General features: G+C 67.9%; 18 protein-coding genes and 1 tRNA gene. 3 read left to right on the forward strand and 16 right to left on the reverse strand.

Translation table 11 applies throughout. The annotated features are described in order from the left end of the window. Positions 1-108: 108 nt before the first annotated feature. From pknB to C8E84_RS11690, 6 genes are read right to left on the reverse strand one after another with little or no spacing between them, the layout of a single operon-like run. Entirely contained in the window at positions 109-1,986 is a 1,878-nt protein-coding gene (pknB, locus tag C8E84_RS11665) for a Stk1 family PASTA domain-containing Ser/Thr kinase (RefSeq protein WP_159902321.1), read from the reverse strand. 24 nt (positions 1,987-2,010) lie between these two features. Next, complete coding sequence (locus C8E84_RS11670) at positions 2,011-3,462, reverse strand: peptidoglycan D,D-transpeptidase FtsI family protein (RefSeq protein WP_159902323.1); 1,452 nt, start codon at positions 3,460-3,462, stop codon at positions 2,011-2,013. Continuing rightward, positions 3,459-4,841, reverse strand: a complete 1,383-nt coding sequence (locus C8E84_RS11675) for an FtsW/RodA/SpoVE family cell cycle protein (protein ID WP_159904797.1) — start codon at positions 4,839-4,841, stop codon at positions 3,459-3,461. Before C8E84_RS11675 ends, C8E84_RS11670 begins: the two co-directional genes overlap by 4 nt. Continuing rightward, on the reverse strand, positions 4,838-6,262 hold the full coding sequence (locus tag C8E84_RS11680; RefSeq protein ID WP_159902325.1) for a PP2C family protein-serine/threonine phosphatase: 1,425 nt from the start codon (positions 6,260-6,262) through the stop codon (positions 4,838-4,840). The genes C8E84_RS11675 and C8E84_RS11680 overlap by 4 nt, the downstream gene beginning before the upstream one ends. Positions 6,263-6,265: 3 nt before the next feature. Beyond that, positions 6,266-6,838 (reverse strand): FHA domain-containing protein FhaB/FipA, encoded by a 573-nt coding sequence (locus tag C8E84_RS11685; RefSeq protein WP_343041641.1) that lies wholly within the window; start codon positions 6,836-6,838, stop codon positions 6,266-6,268. Positions 6,839-6,845: 7 nt separating this feature from the next. Further along, positions 6,846-7,787, reverse strand: coding sequence for an FHA domain-containing protein (locus C8E84_RS11690; protein ID WP_159902327.1), 942 nt, complete (start codon positions 7,785-7,787; stop codon positions 6,846-6,848). Between the two features lie 97 nt (positions 7,788-7,884). Here C8E84_RS11690 and C8E84_RS11695 point away from each other — a divergent pair, with 97 nt between their 5' ends. Further along, positions 7,885-8,859: a pirin family protein gene (locus C8E84_RS11695; RefSeq protein WP_159902329.1), complete on the forward strand. Its 975-nt coding sequence runs from the start codon at positions 7,885-7,887 to the stop codon at positions 8,857-8,859. A gap of 67 nt (positions 8,860-8,926) precedes the next feature. Continuing rightward, a tRNA-Leu gene (locus tag C8E84_RS11700) sits at positions 8,927-9,012 on the forward strand. Positions 9,013-9,626: 614 nt separating this feature from the next. Here C8E84_RS11700 and C8E84_RS11705 read toward each other — a convergent pair. The 4 genes from C8E84_RS11705 to C8E84_RS11720 form a co-directional block, all read right to left on the reverse strand. Beyond that, the gene (locus C8E84_RS11705; RefSeq protein ID WP_159902331.1) at positions 9,627-10,478 is read right to left on the reverse strand and encodes a hypothetical protein; all 852 of its coding nucleotides are present in this window, start codon (positions 10,476-10,478) and stop codon (positions 9,627-9,629) included. Next, positions 10,454-10,912 carry a hypothetical protein gene (locus C8E84_RS11710; RefSeq protein WP_159902333.1) on the reverse strand — a complete coding sequence of 153 codons (459 nt, stop codon included), beginning with the start codon at positions 10,910-10,912 and terminating at the stop codon, positions 10,454-10,456. The genes C8E84_RS11705 and C8E84_RS11710 overlap by 25 nt, the downstream gene beginning before the upstream one ends. Next, a complete protein-coding gene (locus C8E84_RS11715) occupies positions 10,909-11,463 on the reverse strand; it encodes a hypothetical protein (RefSeq protein ID WP_159902335.1) in 555 nt (184 codons plus the stop codon). Before C8E84_RS11715 ends, C8E84_RS11710 begins: the two co-directional genes overlap by 4 nt. A gap of 153 nt (positions 11,464-11,616) precedes the next feature. Next, positions 11,617-11,826, reverse strand: a complete 210-nt coding sequence (locus C8E84_RS11720) for a hypothetical protein (protein ID WP_159902337.1) — start codon at positions 11,824-11,826, stop codon at positions 11,617-11,619. Between the two features lie 1,436 nt (positions 11,827-13,262). Here C8E84_RS11720 and C8E84_RS11725 point away from each other — a divergent pair. Then, the gene (locus C8E84_RS11725) at positions 13,263-14,342 is read left to right on the forward strand and encodes a hypothetical protein (protein ID WP_159902339.1); all 1,080 of its coding nucleotides are present in this window, start codon (positions 13,263-13,265) and stop codon (positions 14,340-14,342) included. Here C8E84_RS11725 and C8E84_RS11730 read toward each other — a convergent pair. The 6 genes from C8E84_RS11730 to C8E84_RS11755 form a co-directional block, all read right to left on the reverse strand. Beyond that, entirely contained in the window at positions 14,339-15,367 is a 1,029-nt protein-coding gene (locus C8E84_RS11730; RefSeq protein ID WP_159902341.1) for a hypothetical protein, read from the reverse strand. The genes C8E84_RS11725 and C8E84_RS11730 overlap by 4 nt on opposite strands. 23 nt (positions 15,368-15,390) lie before the next feature. Beyond that, the gene (locus C8E84_RS11735) at positions 15,391-16,152 is read right to left on the reverse strand and encodes a hypothetical protein (protein ID WP_159902343.1); all 762 of its coding nucleotides are present in this window, start codon (positions 16,150-16,152) and stop codon (positions 15,391-15,393) included. Continuing rightward, complete coding sequence (locus C8E84_RS11740) at positions 16,145-18,157, reverse strand: ATP-binding protein (RefSeq protein ID WP_159902345.1); 2,013 nt, start codon at positions 18,155-18,157, stop codon at positions 16,145-16,147. Before C8E84_RS11740 ends, C8E84_RS11735 begins: the two co-directional genes overlap by 8 nt. Positions 18,158-18,286: 129 nt before the next feature. Continuing rightward, positions 18,287-19,129, reverse strand: coding sequence for a DUF4238 domain-containing protein (locus tag C8E84_RS11745; RefSeq protein WP_159902347.1), 843 nt, complete (start codon positions 19,127-19,129; stop codon positions 18,287-18,289). A gap of 541 nt (positions 19,130-19,670) precedes the next feature. Next, the gene (locus C8E84_RS11750) at positions 19,671-20,903 is read right to left on the reverse strand and encodes a Dyp-type peroxidase (RefSeq protein WP_159902349.1); all 1,233 of its coding nucleotides are present in this window, start codon (positions 20,901-20,903) and stop codon (positions 19,671-19,673) included. Then, positions 20,900-21,478: a copper chaperone PCu(A)C gene (locus tag C8E84_RS11755; RefSeq protein ID WP_159902351.1), complete on the reverse strand. Its 579-nt coding sequence runs from the start codon at positions 21,476-21,478 to the stop codon at positions 20,900-20,902. The genes C8E84_RS11750 and C8E84_RS11755 overlap by 4 nt, the downstream gene beginning before the upstream one ends. Positions 21,479-21,523: the final 45 nt, after the last annotated feature.

Consider the following 21,523-nt stretch of genomic DNA (forward strand, 5'->3'; position numbering starts at 1 on the left):
GTCTGGCGTTGGCTGTACCTGTGGTGACCTATTGGTCGCTGGGGGTACGGGAGGTCTGGCGTTGGCTGTACCTGTGGTGACCTAGTGGTCGCTGGGGGTACGGGAGGGTCAGGGGGAGGGAGAGGGCACCGGGTCGTCGGGCGGGGAGTCGCTCGGCGACGGCTCAGGTGTGGGCTCCGTGGTCGGCTCCGGCGTGGGGGTCGGGGTGGGCGTCGGTGTGGGAGCCGCCTTCTGCGACACGACGATCCGAACCGTGCCGCCGATCTCGATCTTGCCGCTCGGCGGATCCTGCTCGAGCACCCGGTTCTCCGGAACCTCCGAGCTGACGCGGAACGACGTCTCGGGAGACAGGCCGACGTTCGAGAGCAGCTGCTGGGCCTCGCTCAACGGTTTGCCGACGACGTTGGGGACGACGACCTGACCGGTTCCGACCCGCACGCTGATCGACGACCCGGGGCTCACCGAGGCGCCGACTGCCGGGTTGGAGTCGATGATCTGCCCCTGCGGGGTCTTAGGGTCGTCCACGTCGGTGACGGTGCCGAGGGTCAGGCCGAGGTCGCCGAGCAGCTGTCGGGCCTCGTCAGCGGTCTTGCCGGCGAGGTCGGGCACGGTGATCGCGGTCGGGCCGGAGGACACGACGAGGCGCACGGGGCTGCCGCGATCGACCTCGGTCCCACCCTGGGGCGTCTGGCTGATCACGACGTCAGCCGGCACCGTGTCACTGGCCTGGCGGATGACGTCAACCTCGAGCCCGGCTCGCGCCAGCTCGGCGATGGCCGTCTGCTCCGGCTTGTCGACGACGGTCGGCACCGTCACCTGCGGCACCTCCTCCTCGCCGAAGTACGACGAGAGGCCGAACGCGAGCGCCGCCAGCGCTGCGACCGCGAAGATCGCCAACACCACCCAGCCGCTCTTCTTCCGCTTGTCCTGCGTGTCGTCGGCCAGGGCCGGGAAGGTCTCGGTGTTCGTGCCGACCGGGACCTCCGCCGGCACGGCCCCGGGCGACAGCACCTGGGTCTGCTCGGACGTGATGGCCGGCAGCGCCTCGGTGGCGTCAGCGGTGAGGGCCGCCGCACCGGCACCGCTGGCCAGGGCCACCGCCGTGGCTCGGGCCGCGGCACTGATCGGGCGGCCGAGCCGTACCGCCTGGAGGTCGCTGCGGAACTCGCCGGCACTCTGGTAGCGGGCGTCGCGGGGCTTGGCCAACGCGTGCATGACGACCGCGTCGAGGTCTTCGGGGATGGCGGGGGCGAAGCGCGACGGGGGCAGCGGCTGCTCACCGACGTGCTGGTAGGCGATCGACACCATGCTGTCGCCGAGGAAGGGCGCCCGGCCGGTCAGCAGCTCGAAGAGCATGCACCCCGCCGAGTACAGGTCCGATCGCTCGTCGACGGCCTGTCCCTGGGCCTGCTCGGGCGAGAGGTACTGGGCCGTGCCGACGACCGACTGGGTCTGCGTCATCGTGGCGTTGGCGTCGGCGAGGGCCCGGGCGATGCCGAAGTCCATCACCTTGATGGTGCCGTCCGCCCCGATCATGACGTTGGCCGGCTTGATGTCACGGTGCACGATGCCGTTGCGGTGGCTGTACGCGAGGGCGTCGAGGACGCCCTCGGTGATCCGCATCGCCTCGGTCGGCTCGAGCGTGCCCCGCTCGTTGATGACCTCGCGCAGCGTCTTGCCGTCGACGAACTCCATGATGATGTAGGGCACCCGCACCTCGGCCCCGCCGCTCTCGGTGACGGTGTCCTCGCCGTGGTCGTAGACGGCGACGATGGACGCGTGGTTGAGCCCGGCAGCCGACTGGGCCTCGCGGCGGAAGCGGGTGAGGAACGTGTGGTCGCGCGCGAGCTCGTTGCGCAGCATCTTGACGGCGACCTGGCGACCGAGGCGGGTGTCGTAGCCGAGGTGGACCTCGGCCATCCCGCCACGTCCGAGCAGGGTGTCCACCTCGTAGCGGCCGCCGAGCAACTTGGGGACCTCAGCCATGCCGTGCGCTCCTCATCGATTCCATCACTTCAGCCGTGCTTCCATCATCTGGCGGGCGATCGGTGCGGCCACGCGGCCGCCACCGATCTCGCTGCCGGTGACACCCCCGTCCTCCGCGATGACGGCGACCGCGATCTGCGGGTCGTCCGCCGGGGCGAAGGAGATGAACCAGGCGTGGGGCTTGCGGCCCTCACCGTGCTGCGCCGTCCCCGACTTGCCCGCGACCGCCACCCCGTCGATCTGCGCCCGCGTCCCCGAACCGTCGCTGACGACGGCCTCCATCATCCGGGTCAACTGTGCCGCAACATCGGGGGTCACCGCCTGCGACAGCTCCTGCGGATCGGTGGTGTCGATGACGGACAGGTCGGACCCGATAACCGACTGCACGAGGTAGGGCTTCATGACCGTGCCGTCGTTGGCGACCCCGGCCGCGACCATGGCCATCTGCAGCGGGGTGACCCGCACGTCGAACTGGCCGATCGAGGACTGCGCGAGCTGGGGCATGTTCAGCTCGGCGGGGATCGTGCTCGGGGTGACCCGCATGGGCACGCTCAGCGAATCGCCGAAGCCGAACTTCTCGGCCTGGGCCCGCAGGGCGTCGGCGCCGATGTCCATGCCGACCGCGGCGAAGGCGGTGTTGCACGAGATCGCCATCGCCCGGGTGAAGGACACCTTGTCGTTGGCGCCGCAGGCCCCGTCGAACATGTTCGGCAGGCTCGCCGTGGTGCCGGGCAGGTTGAGCACGGCGGGCCCGGGCAGCACGCTGTCCTCGGTGTACTCACCCGAGGACAGGGCTGCCGCGGCGGTGATCACCTTGAAGATCGACCCGGGCGGGTAGAGGTCACCGTTGATGGTGCGGTTGACCAGCGGGCGCTGCGGGTCGGTGTTGAGCTTGTCGTAGTTCTCGTCGAGCGCGGTCAGGTCGTGCCCGGCCAGGTCGTTGGGGTCGAACGTCGGCTGGCTCACCATCGCGAGGATCGCGCCCGTCTTCGGGTCGAGGGCGACGGCAGCACCTCGGATGCCGGTCATCGCCTTCACTGCCGCGCGCTGGACCGCGGGGTCGAGCGTGGTCTCCAGGGTTGCGCCCTGCGGGCGGCGGCCGGTGAACAGGTCGGAGACCCGTCGGTAGAACAGCTTGTCGCTCGACCCGGAGAGGTAGGCGTTCTCGGCCTGCTCGAGCCCACCGGAGGCACCGTAGAAGGAGTAGGAGCCGGTGACGTGGGCGTAGAGCTCGCCGTTGGAGTACTCGCGCTGGAACTTGAACTGGTCGTCGACGGGCACCGAGCTCGCCACGGACGTCTGGCCGACGAGGATCGAGCCGCGCTCGCGGGCATACGTCGACAACAGCGTTCGCCGGTTGTCGGGCCGGGCGTTCAGGTCGGCGGCGAAGACGTACTGGATGAGGGTCGTCGACACGAGCAGCGACGCGAAGAGGATCGCGACGACGATCGAGAGGCGACGCACGGGCGCGTTCACGGCATCCTCACCACCTCGGTGTGGGCCTGGCCGACCTCGTGGGCCAAGTTGACCTCCGGCATGGGGCGGCGGGCGTGGTCGGAGATGCGCAGCAGGATGGCGACGAGGGTCCAGTTGGCCAGCAGCGAGGACCCGCCCGAGGACAGGAACGGCATGGTCAGGCCGGTGAGGGGGATGACGCGGGTCACCCCGCCGACGACGACGAAGCACTGGAGTGCGAGCGAGAACGACAGGCCGGCGGCGAGCAGCTTGCCGAAGCCGTCGCGGGTGCCGAGCGAGGTGCGCAACCCGCGCTGCACGAGCAGCACGTAGAGCATGAGCAGGGCGAACAACCCGACGAGCCCGATCTCCTCACCGAAGCTCGGGATGATGAAGTCGGACTCGGCGAAGTACGTCAGGTCGGGCCGCCCCCGACCCAGACCCGTGCCGAACATCCCTCCGGCGGCCATGCCCATGAGCCCCTTGGCCAGCTGGTCCGAGGCCTGAAGGGCCTCGGGGCTGAAGGTGTCGAGCCACAGCAGCACGCGGGTCTGGACGTGCCCGAAGATCAGGTATGCCACGTACGCGCCGGCGGCGAACAGGGTGAGGCCGATGGCGATCCAGGACACCCGTTCGGTCGCGACGTAGAGCATCGCGACGAACAGGCCGAAGAACAACAGCGAGGAACCGAGGTCGCGCTCGAACACCAGGACGGCGAGACTGGCGAGCCAGGCGATGAGGATCGGCCCGAGGTCGCGGGCGCGCGGCAGGGTCAGCCCGAGCACCTTGCGCCCGGCGACCGAGAGGGCGTCCCGGGTCTGCACGAGGTAGCCGGCGAAGAAGACGGCCAGAGCGATCTTGGCGATCTCGCCGGGCTGGAAGGACATCGAGCCGATGCGGATCCAGATCCGGGCGCCGTAGATCGACGTGCCGATGACGGGCATGAGCGGCAGCAGGAGCAGGACGAAACCGACCACGCCCGCGAGGTAGGTGTAGCGGCGCAGCACCCGGTGGTCGCGCAGCACGACGAGCACGGCGGCGGCGATGACGACGGCGACACCCGTCCACATGAGCTGGCGCAGGGCCACCCCGTCGGAGATCGACGTGCCGTTGGCGAGGTCGATGCGGTGGATCATCACCAACCCGAGCCCGTTGAGCAGGGTGATGATCGGCAGCATGAGCGGGTCGGCGTAGGACGCCCGCCAGCGCAGCACGAGGTGGAACCCGACGGCCATCGCGAGGTAGCCCCCGGCGAGCGCCATCGTGCCAGGCGGGATCGTCTCCGACGTCGCCAGCCCGACGTTGACGTAGGCGAGCAGCACGATCGCGACGGCGCCGATGAGGAGCACGAGCTCGACGTTGCGTCCTCGCCTCGGGGTGTACGACGAGACGACACTCATGCGGTCACCGGGCTGCCGGTGGGCGAGGGCCCCGGCGAGGTGGTCGTGGGCGACGGTGTCGGGGTGGGGGTCGCGCCGCTCGGGGTGCCGCTCGGGGTCGGGCTCGGCGTGGGGCTCGGTGGGGTCCACGTCGACGGCACCGTGCGGCACTCCTCGCCGTTCAGGCGCGCCCACCGGCAGGCGGTGGCCTGCAGGCGCAGCTCCTCGACCCGGGCGTCGGCGGCGGCGCGGTCATCGACGTCGATGCCCTGCTCGAGGCTGCTCTGGTACGAGGGAGGGAGGTCGTCGACGGCGATGGTCGTCGTGTACAGCGGGCGCGACAGCGAGATCGGCCCCAGCGTCTGGTTCACCCCTTGGTAGACCGTGACGACGCCGTCGCTCCCGCTGAGGTGGTACTGCTGCTGGGACCAGGCGTACGCGGCATACGAGCCGCCCGCGAGCACGACCGCCGAGACGACCACCAGGGCCAGCAGCCGCAGGACGGTGCCCCCGCGCGAGCGTGGACCCTCCTCGGCGAGGGTGACCCCGTCACCTCCGGCGTCGGCCTCGGCGCCGCTGCCGGATGCCGCTCGCGTCGCCTCCTGGGTCAGCGCCGCCGCCTTCGCGGCGGGTGTCGTCGGCATCGGCCGGGTGCCCTTCTCGCGCACCGCTGCCGCGCCGACGACCTGCGGCTGGGTCGGGGGCGCCGAGTCGGTGGTGCCGTCGACGATGTCGCTGACGATCACCGTGACGTTGTCCGGGGCGCCGGCGCGCAGGGCGAGGGCCACGAGCCGGTCGGCGCAGTCAGCCGGGCTCCCGGGCGCCGTCAGCACCTCGTGGATGGTGTCGCGGGCGACGTAGTCGGTGAGGCCGTCGGAGGCCAGCAGGTAGCGGTCGCCGATGCGGCCCTGACGCACGACGAGGTCGGGCTCGTCGTCGACGGACCCGGTCAGCACCCGGGTCACGAGCGAGCGCTGCGGGTGGGTCTGGGCCTCCTCGGGGGTGATCCGCCCCTCGTCGACGAGGGTCTGCACGAAGGAGTGGTCCTTGGTGATCTGGGTGACGACCCCGTCGCGCACCATGAAGGCTCGTGAGTCGCCGATGTGGGCCAGGACGATCTTGTCGCCCGAGCGCAGCATCGCGATGAGGGTGGTGCCCATGCCGTCCAGGCGCGGCTCGGAGCGCACCTCGTTGCCGATGTCGGCGTTCGCGGACAGGATGCGGGCCAGCAGGGCCTCACTGAGGTCGCGCCCGCTGAGGGCCTCGTCGTCGAGGGAGACCAGCCCGGCGATCACCGTCGAGCTCGCGACGTCACCGCCCGCGTGGCCGCCCATGCCGTCGGCGAGGGCGAGCAGGTGCGGCCCGGCGTAGGCGGAGTCCTCGTTGTTGGACCGGACCATGCCGACGTCCGAGCGGGCGGCGTAGTGGAAGGCGAACGGCATCCGTCACCTCTGCAGTTCGACGACGGTCTGGCCGATCCGCAGTACGCTGCCGACGGCGACCTCGCGCGGCTCGGTCAGGCGGTTCGCACCGAGGAACGTGCCGTTGGTGGAGCGCAGGTCCTCGACCATCCACGTGCCGTCGTCGGCCTGGAAGATGCGGGCATGGCGGCCCGAGACGTAGTCGTCGTCGAGCACGAGGGCGCACTCGGGGCTGCGACCGATGAGGGTGCCGGCCGGGCGCAGCGGCAGGGTCGTGCCGGCGAGCTGCCCGGCCGTCACCGTGAGCCTGGTCGGGCCCTTGCCGCCGCCACGACGGCCGAACCGACCGCCTCGAGCGGGGGCCTGAGCCGGGGCCGTGGCCACCGCGCCCCCGGCCGCGGGGCCGGCAGCCACTGCGACGGGTGCGGGCTTGGCCGGCTTGGCGGCCTTCGCGGCCCTGGCCTTGCCGGCGGAGCGCCGGCCGACGCGGGTGCCGTACAGGTCACCGCGCAGGACGCCGACGATGGCGAACACGAAGAACCACAGCAGCACGAGGAGCCCGAGCCGCATGAGGGTGATGGTCAGCTCGCTCAGCACGCCGACGTCACCTCCGCCCGCCACGGAACGTGATCGAGGTGCGGCCCACGGTGATGCGGTCGCCGTCCTCGAGGTGCTCGCTCGTGATGCGCTCGCCGTTGACGAAGGTGCCGTTCGTCGAGCCGAGGTCGCGGATCGTGGTCACGAAGCGGGGGCCGTCGGTCGTGACGCGAAGCTCGCTGTGCCGGCGGGAGATGCCCGGGTCGTCGAGGATGATGTCGGCGATGTCGTCGCGGCCGAGGATCGTGATGGCCCCCATGAGCGGGTAGCGCTCGCCGTCGACGTCGAGCCAGGGGCGGTCGGCCGGGTTGACCCGCCGCGGGGCCGCGGCGACCGGCGGTGCCGGATGCCGGGTGGCCGCGGCTGGCGCTGCCCGCTCGGGTTCGGGGTCGCGGGCGACGGGGGCCCGGGGGGCGCGAGCGGCCGGCGGTGCGGGTGCCGGTGGGGCGGGTGCAGGCCGAGCGGCCGGGGGCGGGAGCGCGGCGCGAGGCGCGACGTGCGCAGGGGGTGGGCCAGCGGCATCCGGCGTGCTGGGCCGGTGCACCGCACGCTCGGAGCCGGTGGTGCCGGTCGCCCGGGGGCGCGACGCCTTGGACGGGCGGATGCGGAAGACCCCGGTCTCGAGGTCGTCGTGCTCCTCGAAGATGATGTCGAAGGGGCCGGCGGGCTGGTAGCGCTGACCGTCGCAGTGCTCCTCGGCGGCGGCGACGAGGTCCATCTCGACGTCGGCCAGGTCGGGGTGCAGCCGGTCGTAGTCGCCGGGGGAGAGCTCGACCGTGAAGACGTTCGGCACGATGGCCCGGCCGGAGCTGCTGACGGCGCGGTCGTCCATGGCGCGGCGGATCGTGCTGGCGATCTCGACAGGGTGCACGGCCGAGCGCAGGTGCTTGGCGAACGTGCCCTGGACGGCGCGCTCGATGCCGGCCTCGAGTCGGTCGAACAGACCCATGGAGCACCTCCTGCGCGGTGTGGGGGGACGGTCGATTTGTCAGCCTATCCGTCACGGCTGGGAGTTCTCCGACAGTGCGGCCCCGTACCGTGGACGGATGAACGACGGCGTGCAGGTGATCGTGCCCCGCGAGGTGCCCCTCGGGGGGCTGCGGTCGATGACGGTGCGGCGCACGCTGCCCGCCAGGGAGCGCTCGTTCGTCGGCGCCTGGTGCTTCGTCGACCACTACGGGCCCGATGACGTCGAGGTCACCGGGGGCATGGACGTCGCGCCACACCCGCACTGTGGTCTGGCGACGGTGTCGTGGCTGTTCACCGGCGAGGTCGAGCACCGCGACTCCCTCGGGACGGTCGCGACCGTCCGCCCGGGGGAGGTCAACCTCATGACGGCCGGGCGCGGCATCTCGCACTCGGAGGTGTCGACGGCGGCGACGTCGGTGCTGCACGGGGTGCAGCTGTGGCTGGTGCTGCCGGCGGAGTCGGCGGGGTGCGAGCCACGCTTCGAGCACCACGTGCCCGATGTGGTGGCGGTGGCGCCCGGGGTCGTGGTGTCGGTGTTCGTGGGGTCGCTGTTCGGGTCGTCGTCGCCGGTTGCGGTGGCGACGCCGCTGGTCGGGGCGGAGGTCGTGCTGGAGCCCGGTGCCGTCGTGGACGTGCCGGTGCCTGTTGGGTTCGAGCTGGGGGTGCTCGTCGACCGTGGCTCGGTGGTGTTCGCCGGGCAGGGCCTGGCGCGTGGCGAGCTCGGGGTGGTCGAGGCCGTGGGTGCGGATGCCGGTGGCGCGCCACGGCATCCGGGTTCCGTTGCGCTTCAGGCCGGTTCGGACGGCGCGCGGGTGCTCGTGCTGGGGGGTGAGCCGTTCGCCGAGGAGGTCGTCATGTGGTGGAACTTCATCGGGCGCTCGCACGAGGAGGTCGTGACGGCCCGCGAGGAGTGGGAGGCGTCTGGGGTGTCGGGGGCATCGATGGGCCGCTTCGGGTCGGTGCAGGGGTATGTCGGTGAGGTGTCGCGGATCCCGGCGCCGGGGCTGCCCGGGGTGCGGCTGAGAGCTCGGGGCAACCGCCGCCGGCCGTGATCGGTGGGGCCGCTTTGGAGCATCGGCCCTTCATCGGGCACACTGTGTCTGCTCGCATGAGCACCACGCGCAAGTGGCGGAACGGCAGACGCGCTGGCTTCAGGTGCCAGTGTCCGAAAGGGCGTGGGGGTTCAAATCCCCCCTTGCGCACCACTGGGATGTTTCCGAATCTCGGAGGCATCTCTTCCCGAAAGTCCCCGGTCAGAGGTTTCTGGCCGGGGACTTCGTCGTTCGTGGCCGTGGTGCGGGTGAAATGGACGCTGTCGGCTGCCGAGCCGCGGCCAACCTGGACAAGTCGGTGCCGGTGGCGTCAGTCGAGGCTCCCCTGGGCGCGGTCGAGGGCCGCGGGACCGGCCTTGGGCGATAGTGCAGCAGCTTGTTGCACAAACGGGTCGTAGAACCGGGCTGGTCGAGCTACTGACGAGTGACGGGGCTTCGAGATCTGCGGTCGGTTCGGTAGTAGTGGTCCAGCGGCCGGGTATCCGGCTCCTCGTTCAGTGCGAGCCGCTAAGGGTCGTCGAGTCCGCGGGTGGTGTGCCACCGGTACAGCCGGCGGATGTTCATGCCGAGTAGGGCAAAGGCGGTCAAGAGACCGGTGGCAGCGCGTCCGCGGCAGCGGATGTAGCCGCGGTTGAGGTTGACGTCCTGGTAGCGGGCGAGGCCGTTGAGGCCTTCGATTCGACTTCGCCGGTTCCAAACCTTGGCCCAGGCGGTGCTCTGCCACGGCAGTGCTTGGCGGTCGCGCTCATGAGTGGTGGCGGGAACAGTTACTGTGGCGCCACACCCACAGGGCGTTCCCTTTGGCACGCCGTCAGGGCTCGACGGGCTGGGTCGCCGCGCATGCTTTTGGGGATGTTGCGGCAGCGGACGCGTCCCGCGAGGGCCGGCCCTTTGAACCGTTGGGCGCCGGTCACCGGATCGGGTGCGTTGTGGGCGACGAATTCGTACTTGTGGCGGCGGTCGAACTCGTCGCGAAGTCGATCCTTGACGGTGGCGGAGTCGCCGGGCCGCGGTGGTCGGAGTTCGCGAAGGTCAGTGGGGATCGCGGCGCTGTAGAGGCAGCCGTCGAGCCAGATCGTCCCGGGGACGGGGCCGGGGCGGACACCGCGTTGGGTCTCGTGGAGGTTCTTGGTGTTGCTGATGCCCAGGCTGCGCAGCGGTCGGGCCCAGCGTTCGGGCTTGGCGGTGGTGTAAGCGCGGTCGGCGAGGACCTCTGTGAGGTTGCCGAGGCGACGGATGATGGCCATGGCCGCGGCGTTGCGGTCCCGGACGCCGGGGCGTACCGCCAGGCCGGTGGCTAGCAGGGGCAGCTCTTGGTCCGCGCCCGACGGCAGCATGGTTGCGATGTGCGCCTCGTTGCCGACGTAGAACTCGGTGCGGCGCCGATCGGTCGGAGTCCGCTTGCCCAACGAGGCCTCGGTGTCGATGCAGTCCCACTTTTGGTCTGCTGGGGTCGCGGGTCCGGGCTGCCTTCTCCGGTAGTGCGACTCGATGTCGGTGCCGTCGATGGCGATAGCGGTCGGCAGTTTCGCCCTGTAGCCGTCCGGCAGGCTCGCCAGCAGAATGTCGGTGAGGATCTCGTCAAGGTCTGCGTCTATGTGGCTGCAGCTGGGCCGCACTCGATGACCTCGCCGGTCGCGGGGTCGGCTTCTGGATGGTCGTGTGGGAGGTGCACGCCGACGGAGGAGCGGCTGATAAGGGCTGACACGCCGCTGCGGATGCGCTTGTCGGTGACTGCCACCCCAGCGGGGATGCCGATGGTGAGTCGCTCGCTCGGCGACAAGTCGGCGGCGGTGCGGACGATCTGGGAGACGATCATCGAGGCGCCGGTGCGGATCGCGTGCAATGCGAGCAGGATCGCGATCGAGCGGAGCGGGATCATGCGGGGACGGCCGAGTCGTGGTGTGGCGTGATCGAGCAGGGTGCGCATCGTGGTGTTGTCGGCGCAGCCGACGGCACGGGCGATTTGCTGTGCCCGGGTCAGCTCATTGGCGATCAGCACCCGGCTCGGCGCCGGGCCCGACCGCGTGCGGTTCTTGGTTCGCCGGCTCATCGCCTCGTCATCTGGGCGAACACGTCAGCCTCGGGGATGTCAGGCAGGTAGGGCATCAGGTGCCCGATGGTCTTCGTGGTGCTGAGGCCGGCGACCTTGGAGAGTTCGTTGAGGGGCACGTGGTTGCGCATGTGGTGCAGGAGCCAGGTGGCTCGTAAACGGTGCAGCTTGATCACGGGTGTGCCCGGTGGAAACTCGTCCTTGCCGAGAAGGTTGCTCAGCCGGGAGCGGTCCCATGCGGGCGCGACGTAGCCGAGCAACGTCGAGCCGGGATCCTCAGATTGGATCGTTCTGAGAGTGTCGTCGTAGGGCGGGAGGATCGGCACGACGCGAGCCCGGTCACCGAGAACGTTGAGGCAGAGCAGGCCGTGCTTGTCGAGAAGGTCGTCGGTGGTGACCGTCCACGACTCCTTGGGGAAGAGTCCGGCGCCGAGGCCCAACGCGAGGAGGGATTGCAGATGCCGTCGCTGCACCCGGGTCCGTTGTGATGCGGCGACCTCGAGCAGTCTGGCGACTTCCTGGTCGGTGTAAGGAACGACGGCGTAGTTCAAGCCTCAATGGCTTGACGGCGGGCGGCCATGGCGCCCTGGTCGTGAGTTCACGTCCGTACTGGCGCAGGTAGGAGCGTCGGGTCGCCCGGGATGACTGAGCGAGGTGATGGCACCCCCCGGCGATGTAGCCCTCGACTGTATCGGGGTCGAAGATCAGCTCCACATCAAGAGGGAGTCCCTGCGTCCGCGACCAGTGGATGACTGCGAGATGGTGCGCATCGACTCGATCGCTCGTTTGGGATTGGCGGGGTTCAGCTGCAACGCGAGGACGACGGTGAACTCGGCGATCGGCTCCCACTGATCCGCTCGCAGCAGGTGGGGCACGTAGCGCCGAACGGCCCGCTCGGCGGCGGACGGGGACACGTTGGTCGTATCGTGCTTGACTCGGGTGGTTCTGGAATCGGAAGATGGCCTGACGAAGCCCTCCACATGGGATGCGTTGTTTGGAGCAGCGGTGTTGCCCGCTGTGAAGGCGAATCGGTCGGGATGGCAGTCCCGGCCTTTGGCATGTTCGGCGTCTTCCGCCGACAGGGGTCAGGTCAAATGGCCTCCTCTCGCTCGGCGAGAGCGGCAGCCAGGAGGTCGGAGGCGATAGCGCTCACGGGGCGACCGTTCGCCGCGGCCAAGGCGAATACCTGGGCGGCGACCACGGCCGGCGTACGCACTTCAACGCGCACCAGCGCGTTCGGCGGCAGCCGACGAGGTGTTGAGGGTGGCCGGCCCGAGCGAGCAGGGGGAATCTGCACCCTGCTGTCGTCTTCCGTGCCCATCTGCCTCACCTCGTCCGAATCGATCACATCTGCCAAGTCGCTTCGGGGCGTTGGTAAGACGCTGATCTCATCGGGGTTCGGCTGGGAGGCCGACTGATAGGGCAAGGCTACCCCGTAGCAGTCGGGCCTTCTGGAACTCGCTGCACGTCGGCGCGCCACGCGCCATCAGCCCAATTGGGCAGCAACCTGCTGCCCAGTTGGGACCGGTCGCCGACGCGCCACAGACGCCAGAGCCGACACGTCCGTCGGTATCAAGTGCCACTCTGAGGCTGTGCACCAACGGGATCCTCGAAGCGTTGCTCGTCGTGGCGTCGCGATGCGGTGTTGCGCACAAGTGGCTGCCCCCACGCGAAGCGTGTGGCTGCTTCTCAACGTAGAGACCAAGGACTGGTAGGTCAGCACGGCACGCCACATGATGAAGTGCCCGGTTCCAAAGCAGCGCCAGCCAGTTCTGGGTGGGTCAACACGGAAACGTGGCACCTCCTTGACCGGAGTCAGGAGCGCTAGCCTGGCGTTGACCTCGCAGGCGTTGCCATTTCAGGCGTCAACCCTGCTGGCGGTGCCCCGGCCTCCGAGTGGTCGTGAGAGTCTGTCGTTCACTCAGGATCGAATGGAGACAGCTGTGAGAAGCTCGGCGTGACGCGGCGCAGCAAAGCGAAGCGGTGGCTTGGAAGGCCGGATGACCCCTCGCCCCTATCGCCGACAGACAGTGCAGCCCGCCGCATTACAGTGCCGCTCGTCCCCCCGGTCGCGGACCTAGACGAGCCGGATGAGACCACTGAAGTAGGTCAACACTGGGTCACACAATCGGCGAAATGGAGCGTTCGACGGAGCCCCGAGTTTGGTCCGCTGGTGGTTCCGACAGGCAACTCTGATGGGCCGGTGCATCGTTGGTTCCACTTAAAAGAAGCCTTCAGTCGAGATTTGCTTCCCCAGCTGCTCCAGCTCTTGCCCGAGGCAAAGTCGCCTGACGGTGGATTAACCATTGTCGACCCGTTCTCGGGTGTCGGGACCACGATGCTTTCGTCGGTGGAGTTGCTCCGCGACGGCCACCTGAGCTCGTTGCGGGGTTACGGGCTTGAGGTCAATCCCTTCTTGCAGTTCGTCAGCTCAGTCAAAGTGAGGTCAGCGCTCTCGGACACCGAGGCCGACGTCAACACGTTGCTGTCGCTGGTCAAGGTGGCGGGCGGATTGGCGGTTTCAACCTCGGATTTTCCTAGCCTGTCGACTTTCCGAAATGAGCGGTACTTTCCCCCAACGCATCTTGAACAGCTGGTCAAGCTTCGTCGCGCCATCGACGTCATGGGTCTAGACGAAACGAACCGTGACTGGGCGAGGTTGGCACTCGCGATGACCGTCGAGCCCGCCAGCCGTCTTCGCCGCGACGGCCGAGCATTGCGATATGAAGCTCGCGAGCCGCTCGCGCCTATGCAAGTCTTCGAGCGTGCGGTCGGGCGCATCTCGCATGACGTTTCAACTTTCGGTGCGGTCACCGGAGGCGATGTCGAAATCGTTCAAGGCTCGGCGGCGACCCCGGAGTGGCAGCTCGTCGGTCCAAGCTCTGCTGACCTCGTCGTGTTCAGCCCGCCGTACCCGAACAACATCGACTACACAGAGGTCTACAAGACCGAGCTGTGGGCGTTGTCCTTCGTGACCGATGCCGACGAATTCAGAGAACAAAGGCAAGCGACGCTGCGGAGCCATCCAAGTGTCAAGTTCCGGCGTGAGGTGGCGTACTTGGAGGGTGACCGAGCGGCGGAAGTCGCAAGCGTTCTCGGTCCGGTAGTCAAGGCCATCCCAGCAACGTCTCGCTACGCAAAGCCGCTGGAGCGGATGATATGCGGCTACGCCGACGACATGCTTACGACTTTCGACGCCGCCTTCAAGAGTCTCCGGAAGGGGGGCTATTGCGTGTACGTCGTGGGCAACAGCGTGCACGGCACCGCTGAGGACCCGGTCATGATCGCATCTGACGTCATGCTGGGTCGGCTAGCGGAGTTGGCTGGGTTTGAGGTCGAAGTCGTGCTAGTTGCCCGTGATCTGCCGCGAAGGAGGACGGCCAGCAGGTTCGTTCGTGAGAGTGTCGTTGTGCTGCGCAAGCCGTTCTAGGCGCATGACGGCGCGAGAAAGCAACGGAACGGCTGGCCCATATCGGCGCGTCCGAGAATGTTGGTCGGGTACTCCGGGTCTCTCAATGCGTAGTAAAGCCCGTCTTCGGCTGTGATGCTCGCCTGTGTGGCTGACAGGTTCCGACGCCGCGCGTCGAAGACGAACAGGTAACCCATCACAGGAACGTCAGAGCTGGTCGAATCCCGTAGGTCCAGGTACTCGGCGAGCTGTTTCAGGCCGGAGACGGCGCGCGCTTGGGTGTAGGACGTGCTGAACGCTGAAGCGTTCAGCGGACCTGAGTCGCCCAGCCACTTGATCTCGATAAGTGCAGAACGCTTGACACCCCACCATGTGACCTCGATGTCGACCGGCCTTGATTCACTTTGGTTGAGTTCCGGGCGGACAGTGGCGTCGCCGCCCAGCGCGTAGTTGAGCGCCTGGAGCAACGACCGGCGCATCAGCTTCTCGGGCTTTTCGACGAGCCCCAACCGCGATCCATCGCGCCACATGGTCTGAAGATGTCCACACTGCTCAGGCACTCGGTTCTGGCGGACATAGTGGGCGAGTGCCTCCTCCAGAGTCGCGAAGGTCGGCGTGGCCATCCCACAAGCCCAAGGACTGTCGTTCACTGGCCAAGGTGTGCCGTCAACCACGATCTCTTCCACTTGACCGTGTACGTAGCGATAGGTGAGGTATGGGCCGTCGCACACCACGTCCAATGCGTCGTCGTCCCATGCCTTATGCGTGGTCGTCCCCACGATGACGACAGTGAGCTTGCTCATTGCCTTCCCGCCGAACTCGTCGAGTCGATGAAGGACCGAGCCGCCGTCAGCGTCGATCATGAGCTCGGGATCTATGGGCGCGAGCACGCGCAGCCCGTCAGTAAACATCTCGAACGGGACGTGCTTCAGCAACTCGCGCGTGGAGGCTAATAGGCGAATCAGCGCGTCAACGCCCGCTACGCCGAAACGTTGATGAACCGCCACCTCGTACTGGTTCTCATGCAACCTGGCGAAGGCTGCCACGAGCTCATCAGCGCCCTCCTCCGTCACTGTTCGTCCGCCTCGTCAAGCGCCCGAGACACGCCGTCCTGAGCCCTCTGCTGGAGGTATCTGACGTACAGAGAGGCAGGAACGATCAGTTCCTCGTGCTCGGAGCCTAGAACCTGCACGAGTGCGGAGAACTCGCGATACAGAGGCTCGCTGGATACTTGAGTGAGAAGCAGGCGTGGATTGTCCAACCGGAGTGCCTGTGCAAGTTGAGGCTCGTAGGCGAGCGAGTTCACGACGGCCGGAGGAGAAGTGAAAAGCGCCGTCTTGCCGGCGGCGCGAAGGAAGTCGACACGTGGCGCGAATGCTTCCAGTCCCGACAGGAACGCGAGGTCGCCCCTCCCTTGTGCAGTCAACCTGTAGCAGTTGGTGCCTTCATCAGCGTCCTCGGATCGGGTGCGGAGCAAGCGAGCCGACGCCACGAGATCTGAAAGGGCGGCCTCGATGGCGGGGCTGAACGGAAGCGTCGGAGGCACAGCACTGAACGCGTAGCCCCACTCGGAGGCAGGCTCGCCTTTGTAGACGGACATAAGGCACCCCAGGTACGCAAACGTCTGAAGTTCGAGCCGGCTAGGCGAGCCCTGGGGTTCCAGAACAGCCACAAGATAGAGAACATCGAAGGTGGCTGCCGGTTGCCAGTCTTGCAGGGCTTCCCACGCGGTGTCCTCTAAGCCGTCGTCTACGAAGTCAGAGCCGCTCTCCTCATTGAACGTCTCCGCATCGTCGAGCTCTAGATCTCCGAGCGTCAATTCATCAGTCATTGAGCGCCGCCAAGGGTTCGGAACCGCCGTTGTCAAGCGCCTCCTCGATGGCCCCGTAGGCCTTCTCGAAGAGATGTTCTTCTTCGACCTGGACGTCAGTTAACGTGGTCCACTCGGTCATCCGAACGAATTGCATCTTGGCTCGACCGGATCGTTCGGCCATGCGCGTGAGCAATTGGGAGGTGTTGACATTGGCAGTCATTATGACTTGGTCCCCGTCGGCAGTGAATGAAGCAAACATGTCGCCTGCCTTCGCCTCGTAGGCGATGTCGAGTGCTCCCTCGGGAGTGTCGATCAGAAGGCACGCGGGGCCACTTCCGCTGGTCATGTGCTGGGCGAGGCTCATGCGAAGCGCGATGTCGAGGAAGAAGCGCTGACTTTCTGAGAGTTGCTCAGACCGTCGTCGATGGGTGCCGCTCACCGAAAGAGCAAGGTGAGCCATCCCTGAGATCCCAGAGCCTGCGTCAAGTGTGACCTGCAAGGGCAGGCCCATGAACTCCTCCGCGAGGCGACGGAACCGCGGAACGAACTCCACCTCCGCCTCGTTCCACGCGGACTTCAACTGTGCCTGAATTGGCTCATAGGATGCGAGCGCCTCGGCTCGAAGTCGCAGGTGTTCTTCCTTCCGTCCGAGCAAGACGTCAATCGAGCCCTCCAGTTGCGAGATCCGATCGCGCAGGAGCCCTTCATCGGCGTCGGCGGGCTCTTCCTCCGATGGCAGTTCGTGATGCGCCTGCATCTCGGAGACTTCGTTGATGATCGAAGCCAGTTCCCGTTGCTTCTCTCGGACCTCTCCGTCGAGCCGCTCGATCGTCTTCGCGAGGCCCGTCGATCGGCGCGAGACGGCTGCAAGTTCCTGATCGAGAGCAACAAGGCGCTCCTGCGCCTCCTCGGCGTCCGAAGGGTCGTGGACCAAGTCAGCTGTGCAAAGGGGGCACTTGTTGAGCGCGACTGCTGCTTTGATCGCGACCGGACCCGTCGAGTGCTGGGTGCCGCAGATACGGCACTGGTGGTCCGAGAGACTTTGTCCGATGATCGCGTGGAGCTGAGGGCCAGCACTGGTGCGGCCAAGACGCCGCATGAAAGCTTCGTCGTACTCAAGGCGTTTCCGCATCCGCGTTGCGCTTGCCTCAGCGAACTCCAGTCGGGAATCGGCCAGTTCGGTGCGCAGCGCATTGCGCTCGACCGTGATCCGCTCACGATCGGATTGCAAGTTGCGGTAGCGATCCATGACGCTCTCATCGACCCCGGACTTCCGGCGCAACTGACCGGTCACGCGCTCTAGCTCGTTGCGCGCCAAGGTTGCTTGGTACTGAGCGTTGCGCGCCTGCGACCCAGCGGCGGCGGCGGCTTTTCGGAGCTCGTCGACTTGCTTCGCCAAACTGGGATCGAGTCCAAGCGCAAGGTACAGAACCAACTCGGTCGCACGGGTGTCCCAGAAGAGGAGGTGTCGGTGCTCGTCGAACGAGAACACAAAGTGTTGGAGAAAGACGAACTGCGCGAACGTCTGCAGGCCGGTGTCCTGGACCAGTCGAACTTCGTACAGACGGTGTCGTTCCTCGGCGTCCATGTGAGGTTCGTGCGCCACGACCGTTCGGCCCTCGCCGTCAGACACGGAGAACTCCTCGAGCTCGTGAGCAGCGAAGAAGCGCCGTCGCACGTAGTACTCGAATTCGCCGACCCTGAATCGGAGAGCAACGCTTGCGCTCGGCCGATCCAGTTCGGCGATCCTGCCAGTGAAGTACTTGGTTCCGTAGGCTGACGCATCGCGCTGGTATCGCGAGAGTTGCTCGACTCGCACGTTTGGCGGCGCCACCCCACCCGTGAGGCCGTAGTTCAGAGCGGCGATGAAGCTCGACTTGCCAAGGCCATTGGCCCCAGCCAGACAGAACACGTCCCGGTCGATGTCGATCGTCACCGTCGGCTTGACGCGGTACAGGCTGAACGCGTTGAGCGCCACCTCGCGCAGATGCGGCAACTTGGTCTGTCGCCGTTCGGCGCTCACGAAATGTCTCCTCGGGTTTGCGGACTGTGCGGCCTAAGTCTGCACAGGTATTGCTACCAGACATCCGGCCATGCCGCTGATGAACGGACTCCAAAACGGCCGGGTGGCCGTTCAAGTTCAACAGGTCGCCTACGGGGCTGGCCGTCGGAACATCTGCACGACACGAACCTGCTCCTGAAGCGAGTTCAGCAGAGTTGCCCCGGCGGCCGTCAGCTCACGAACCTCGGCGACGTCGTGCATCGATACGAACAAGCGGGGTCCCAAGGGCATACCCGCCGCGGTGGCGTCCCCCAAGGCAACGCCCTGCGAGGGGTTTAGCCCCTTCCTGCGGCCGGAAGGCGTCAGAACGGGGGCGTCGGACATAACCAGGTCCTCCACTCCGTCACCACAGAGCAGCACCTGAACATGACTGCGAGCGAGGTGGCTGCGTGCGAACCCGTAAAACTCCGGGACGCGGGCAGCGAAGTGGCGCCCGTCGAGCACCTCTTCGGGGCCCGTATGCAGTTCCGCATTGAGGGCGTCGAGTTCCGCAGGTGTGGCCGTGCGGCCTGTCCGCCTCTCGAACAGCCCCGCGAGAACGTGATCACCTCGACTCCGGAACTCGTCGCGATGCCTGGCCTGCACCCTCAGCCACGATTGGTGGGCCGCGGTCTTCACGGCCTTGCTGCGGGCCCAGTGCAGGGCGATGCAGTCACGCAAGGTCGACTCCTCGGGCGAACCCGGCTCCGGAGCCACACCTTGGAGCGCAACGGAGATGGCTTGGGGCAGGCGTGTCTCCACGGTTTGCCAAAGGGCCTCGACCTGCCCACTGTCATGTTCGACGAAGTCGCTGACATATCCGACCGCTGCAGGGGAGCGGAGACGCCACCGTCCGGGTCTGCGGGAGTCCTCAACCTCTAGGTGTCGGTCGACTGCGAACTGTGCCAGAACGACGCGGGACACCACGTGCTGCTTGGTGACCGACGCATTCACAGGGCTCATCCTCCTGGCTGCTTCCTGAGCCAACACGGCAATGATGTCCGTTGCCCTATGTCCCGACCCAACAGCGGGCCGTCGAGCCTATAGTGCGGCGCGCCGTGGGGTATCCCCCCGGACTCAAGTCCGAACACAGACCTTACAACGGCCGGACTCGGCGCCTAGGACCGAGAGCCCTACTCGTCGGAGTGACCCTCCATCTGCGTAGCGACCAATGTGGGATCTGCGCATCTCGGCTCGCGGCGGAGAACGAGCTCAAGCCGCGGGCGCACGGTCGTCGCGGCAGGTTGTGCCACAGGGAGGAGAGATCGGGTGCCAGAAGCCCTCCCGGCAGGGACGTCGAAGGAGTCAACGCCTTTCGGGAACCACCCACCACTGAGTGAGACCCCGACAGGCTTGTTGTCGGGGTCTCACTCTTTTGCGGCCTCGGCGGGGTGCACGAAACCGGGGTCATGACACCGATTTCGTGCAGCACCGCCAGCGGGGAGAGGCACGAACCACCTTGGGGTTGGTTCACGCGGGGCCCTGACGGCGTGTGTCACGTGAACAGGGCCTGACCCAGCACCTCACCCTCGCGAGCCCCGGGCAGCACCGCGAACACGGCTGACCCGACCGGGGTGGTCCACAGGTTGAGCAGGTCGAGCTCGGCGAGGCGGGCCTGCACCGGTACGAACTGGCGCACGGGGTCGGCCTGGTACGTGACGAACACCAGCCCCGACGAACTCGTCGACCCGGCATCCGGCGCATCGTCGTACGAGTAGGGCCGACGAAGGAACCGCTCGTGCGGGGCGCTGGCGTGCGCCCGGCGGATGTGCGCCGCGTCGTCGATGACGTGGAAGCCGAGCCCGTCGACGGCCTCGAGGTCGGGCGCCGTGTGGAGCCCGCCCCCGGTCACGGGTGCCCCCGTCGCCAGCCTGCGCCCGATCGCGTTCTCCCGCGAGAGCCGGTCGACCCGGTCCCAGCCGTCGAGGTCCATCTCGATCCGCCGGACGACGACCGAGCTGCCGCCGCGCAACCAGGCCGGCCCGGCATCCGCGCTCCACAGCAGGTCGGCGTCGAGCCCAGCCACGTCGGGCTGAACCGTGCCGTCGACTTGCCCGAACAGGTTGCGCATCGGCACCCCCGGCCCCTCGTGCGGTTCCCGGAAGCCGCGCTGCACCCACCGCACCGACGCCAGCCCGCCCGCCCCTGAGAGGAGGCGGCGCTGGGCGTGGGCCACCGTCGTCGGGCTGGTCGCGCAGATCTGGAGCAGCAGGTCGCCGCCACTCCACCGAGGGTGCAGGCGGTCGATCGAGAAGGCGGGCAGCGGTGCCAACCAGGCCGGCACAGGCGCCCCGACGATCTCCACCACGCGCCGCCCGACCCCGACCGTCACGGTCAGCTCGGCCGTGACCGAGGCGAGTTCGGGCTCCTGGTCGGTCAGGGTGCCGCGGCCCGCCATGAGCCGCTCGATGTCGTCGGTCCACACGGTGAGCAGCCGCCGCACCACGTCGGAGTCCGCCCCGTCCACGAGATCGAGGGCGACGAACGTCGCGTACGCCGCAGGAGCCTCGAGGATGCCGGCCTGGTGTGGCCCGCGGAAGGGGCGCGCCACGGCATCCGGCCCCGTCGCCCGCGTGCCCGGTGGAACCGCCGGGACGGCGCTCGCCGGGCCCCCGGATGCCGCCGTCGCGATGGCTGCCGTGGCCGCGAGACCGGCCCCGGCGAGCCCCGAGAGCAGGACCGAACGGCGGCCGGACTGCGCCGCTCGGCCCTGGTCGGGTGTGCTCATGAGTGGGTGGGGCTCGGTGCGTACGACTCCTGCGCGCCGGTGAAGGCCCGCACCGGCACCTCGAGGGTGATGTCCCCGTCGCTCGTGGTGAGCGTCAGGGTGGTGGTGGTGCCGGTCTCGAGGGGGCCGGTCAGCATCATGAGCATGACGTGGTCGGCGCCGGGCTCGAGCACGTGCGTGCCTCCGGCGGGGATGACGATGCCGCCGGCCTTGGGCTGCATCTGCATCGCGCCGGTGTCGTTCTTCACCGTCTCGTGCAGCTCCACCATGCCGGCCGCCGGGCTGCTGCCGCCTGTGATGGTGACCTCGTGGTCGGTGGTGTTGCGCAGGGTTCCGAACGCGGCGGTCATCGGCTCCGTGCCGGCCATGGCGTCGTCGCTCGCCTTGACCCAGCCGTCCTCGAGCACCACGGCGGCGGCGCCTTCGGTGGTCTCCGGCGTCGTCGACGACGAGGTGGATGCCGTGGCACCGGTTGGGGTGGACGGGTCCTGTCCGCAGGCGGTCAGGGTGAGGACGAGGGTGGCGGCTGCACCGAGGGTGAGGGCGCGGCTGATCGAACGGGTCGTGCTGGACATGAGGTCTCCTGGAACTGGCGTGCGGGATCACACCCGCGGGGAAGG

Origin of the sequence: Ornithinibacter aureus (assembly GCF_009858245.1) — a bacterium.
Taxonomy (GTDB): domain Bacteria; phylum Actinomycetota; class Actinomycetes; order Actinomycetales; family Dermatophilaceae; genus Fodinibacter; species Fodinibacter aureus.

Bases quoted from the DNA above. Each gene is read 5' to 3' on its own strand.
- pknB (WP_159902321.1), bottom strand. From the start codon at position 1,986: ATGGCTGAGGTCCCCAAGTTGCTCGGCGGCCGCTACGAGGTGGACACC.
- C8E84_RS11675 (WP_159904797.1), bottom strand. From the start codon at position 4,841: ATGAGTGTCGTCTCGTCGTACACCCCGAGGCGAGGACGCAACGTCGAG.
- C8E84_RS11680 (WP_159902325.1), bottom strand. From the start codon at position 6,262: ATGCCGTTCGCCTTCCACTACGCCGCCCGCTCGGACGTCGGCATGGTC.
- C8E84_RS11690 (WP_159902327.1), bottom strand. From the start codon at position 7,787: ATGGGTCTGTTCGACCGACTCGAGGCCGGCATCGAGCGCGCCGTCCAG.
- C8E84_RS11695 (WP_159902329.1), top strand. From the start codon at position 7,885: ATGAACGACGGCGTGCAGGTGATCGTGCCCCGCGAGGTGCCCCTCGGG.
- C8E84_RS11710 (WP_159902333.1), bottom strand. From the start codon at position 10,912: ATGAGCCGGCGAACCAAGAACCGCACGCGGTCGGGCCCGGCGCCGAGC.
- C8E84_RS11735 (WP_159902343.1), bottom strand. From the start codon at position 16,152: ATGACTGATGAATTGACGCTCGGAGATCTAGAGCTCGACGATGCGGAG.
- C8E84_RS11750 (WP_159902349.1), bottom strand. From the start codon at position 20,903: ATGAGCACACCCGACCAGGGCCGAGCGGCGCAGTCCGGCCGCCGTTCG.
- C8E84_RS11755 (WP_159902351.1), bottom strand. From the start codon at position 21,478: ATGTCCAGCACGACCCGTTCGATCAGCCGCGCCCTCACCCTCGGTGCA.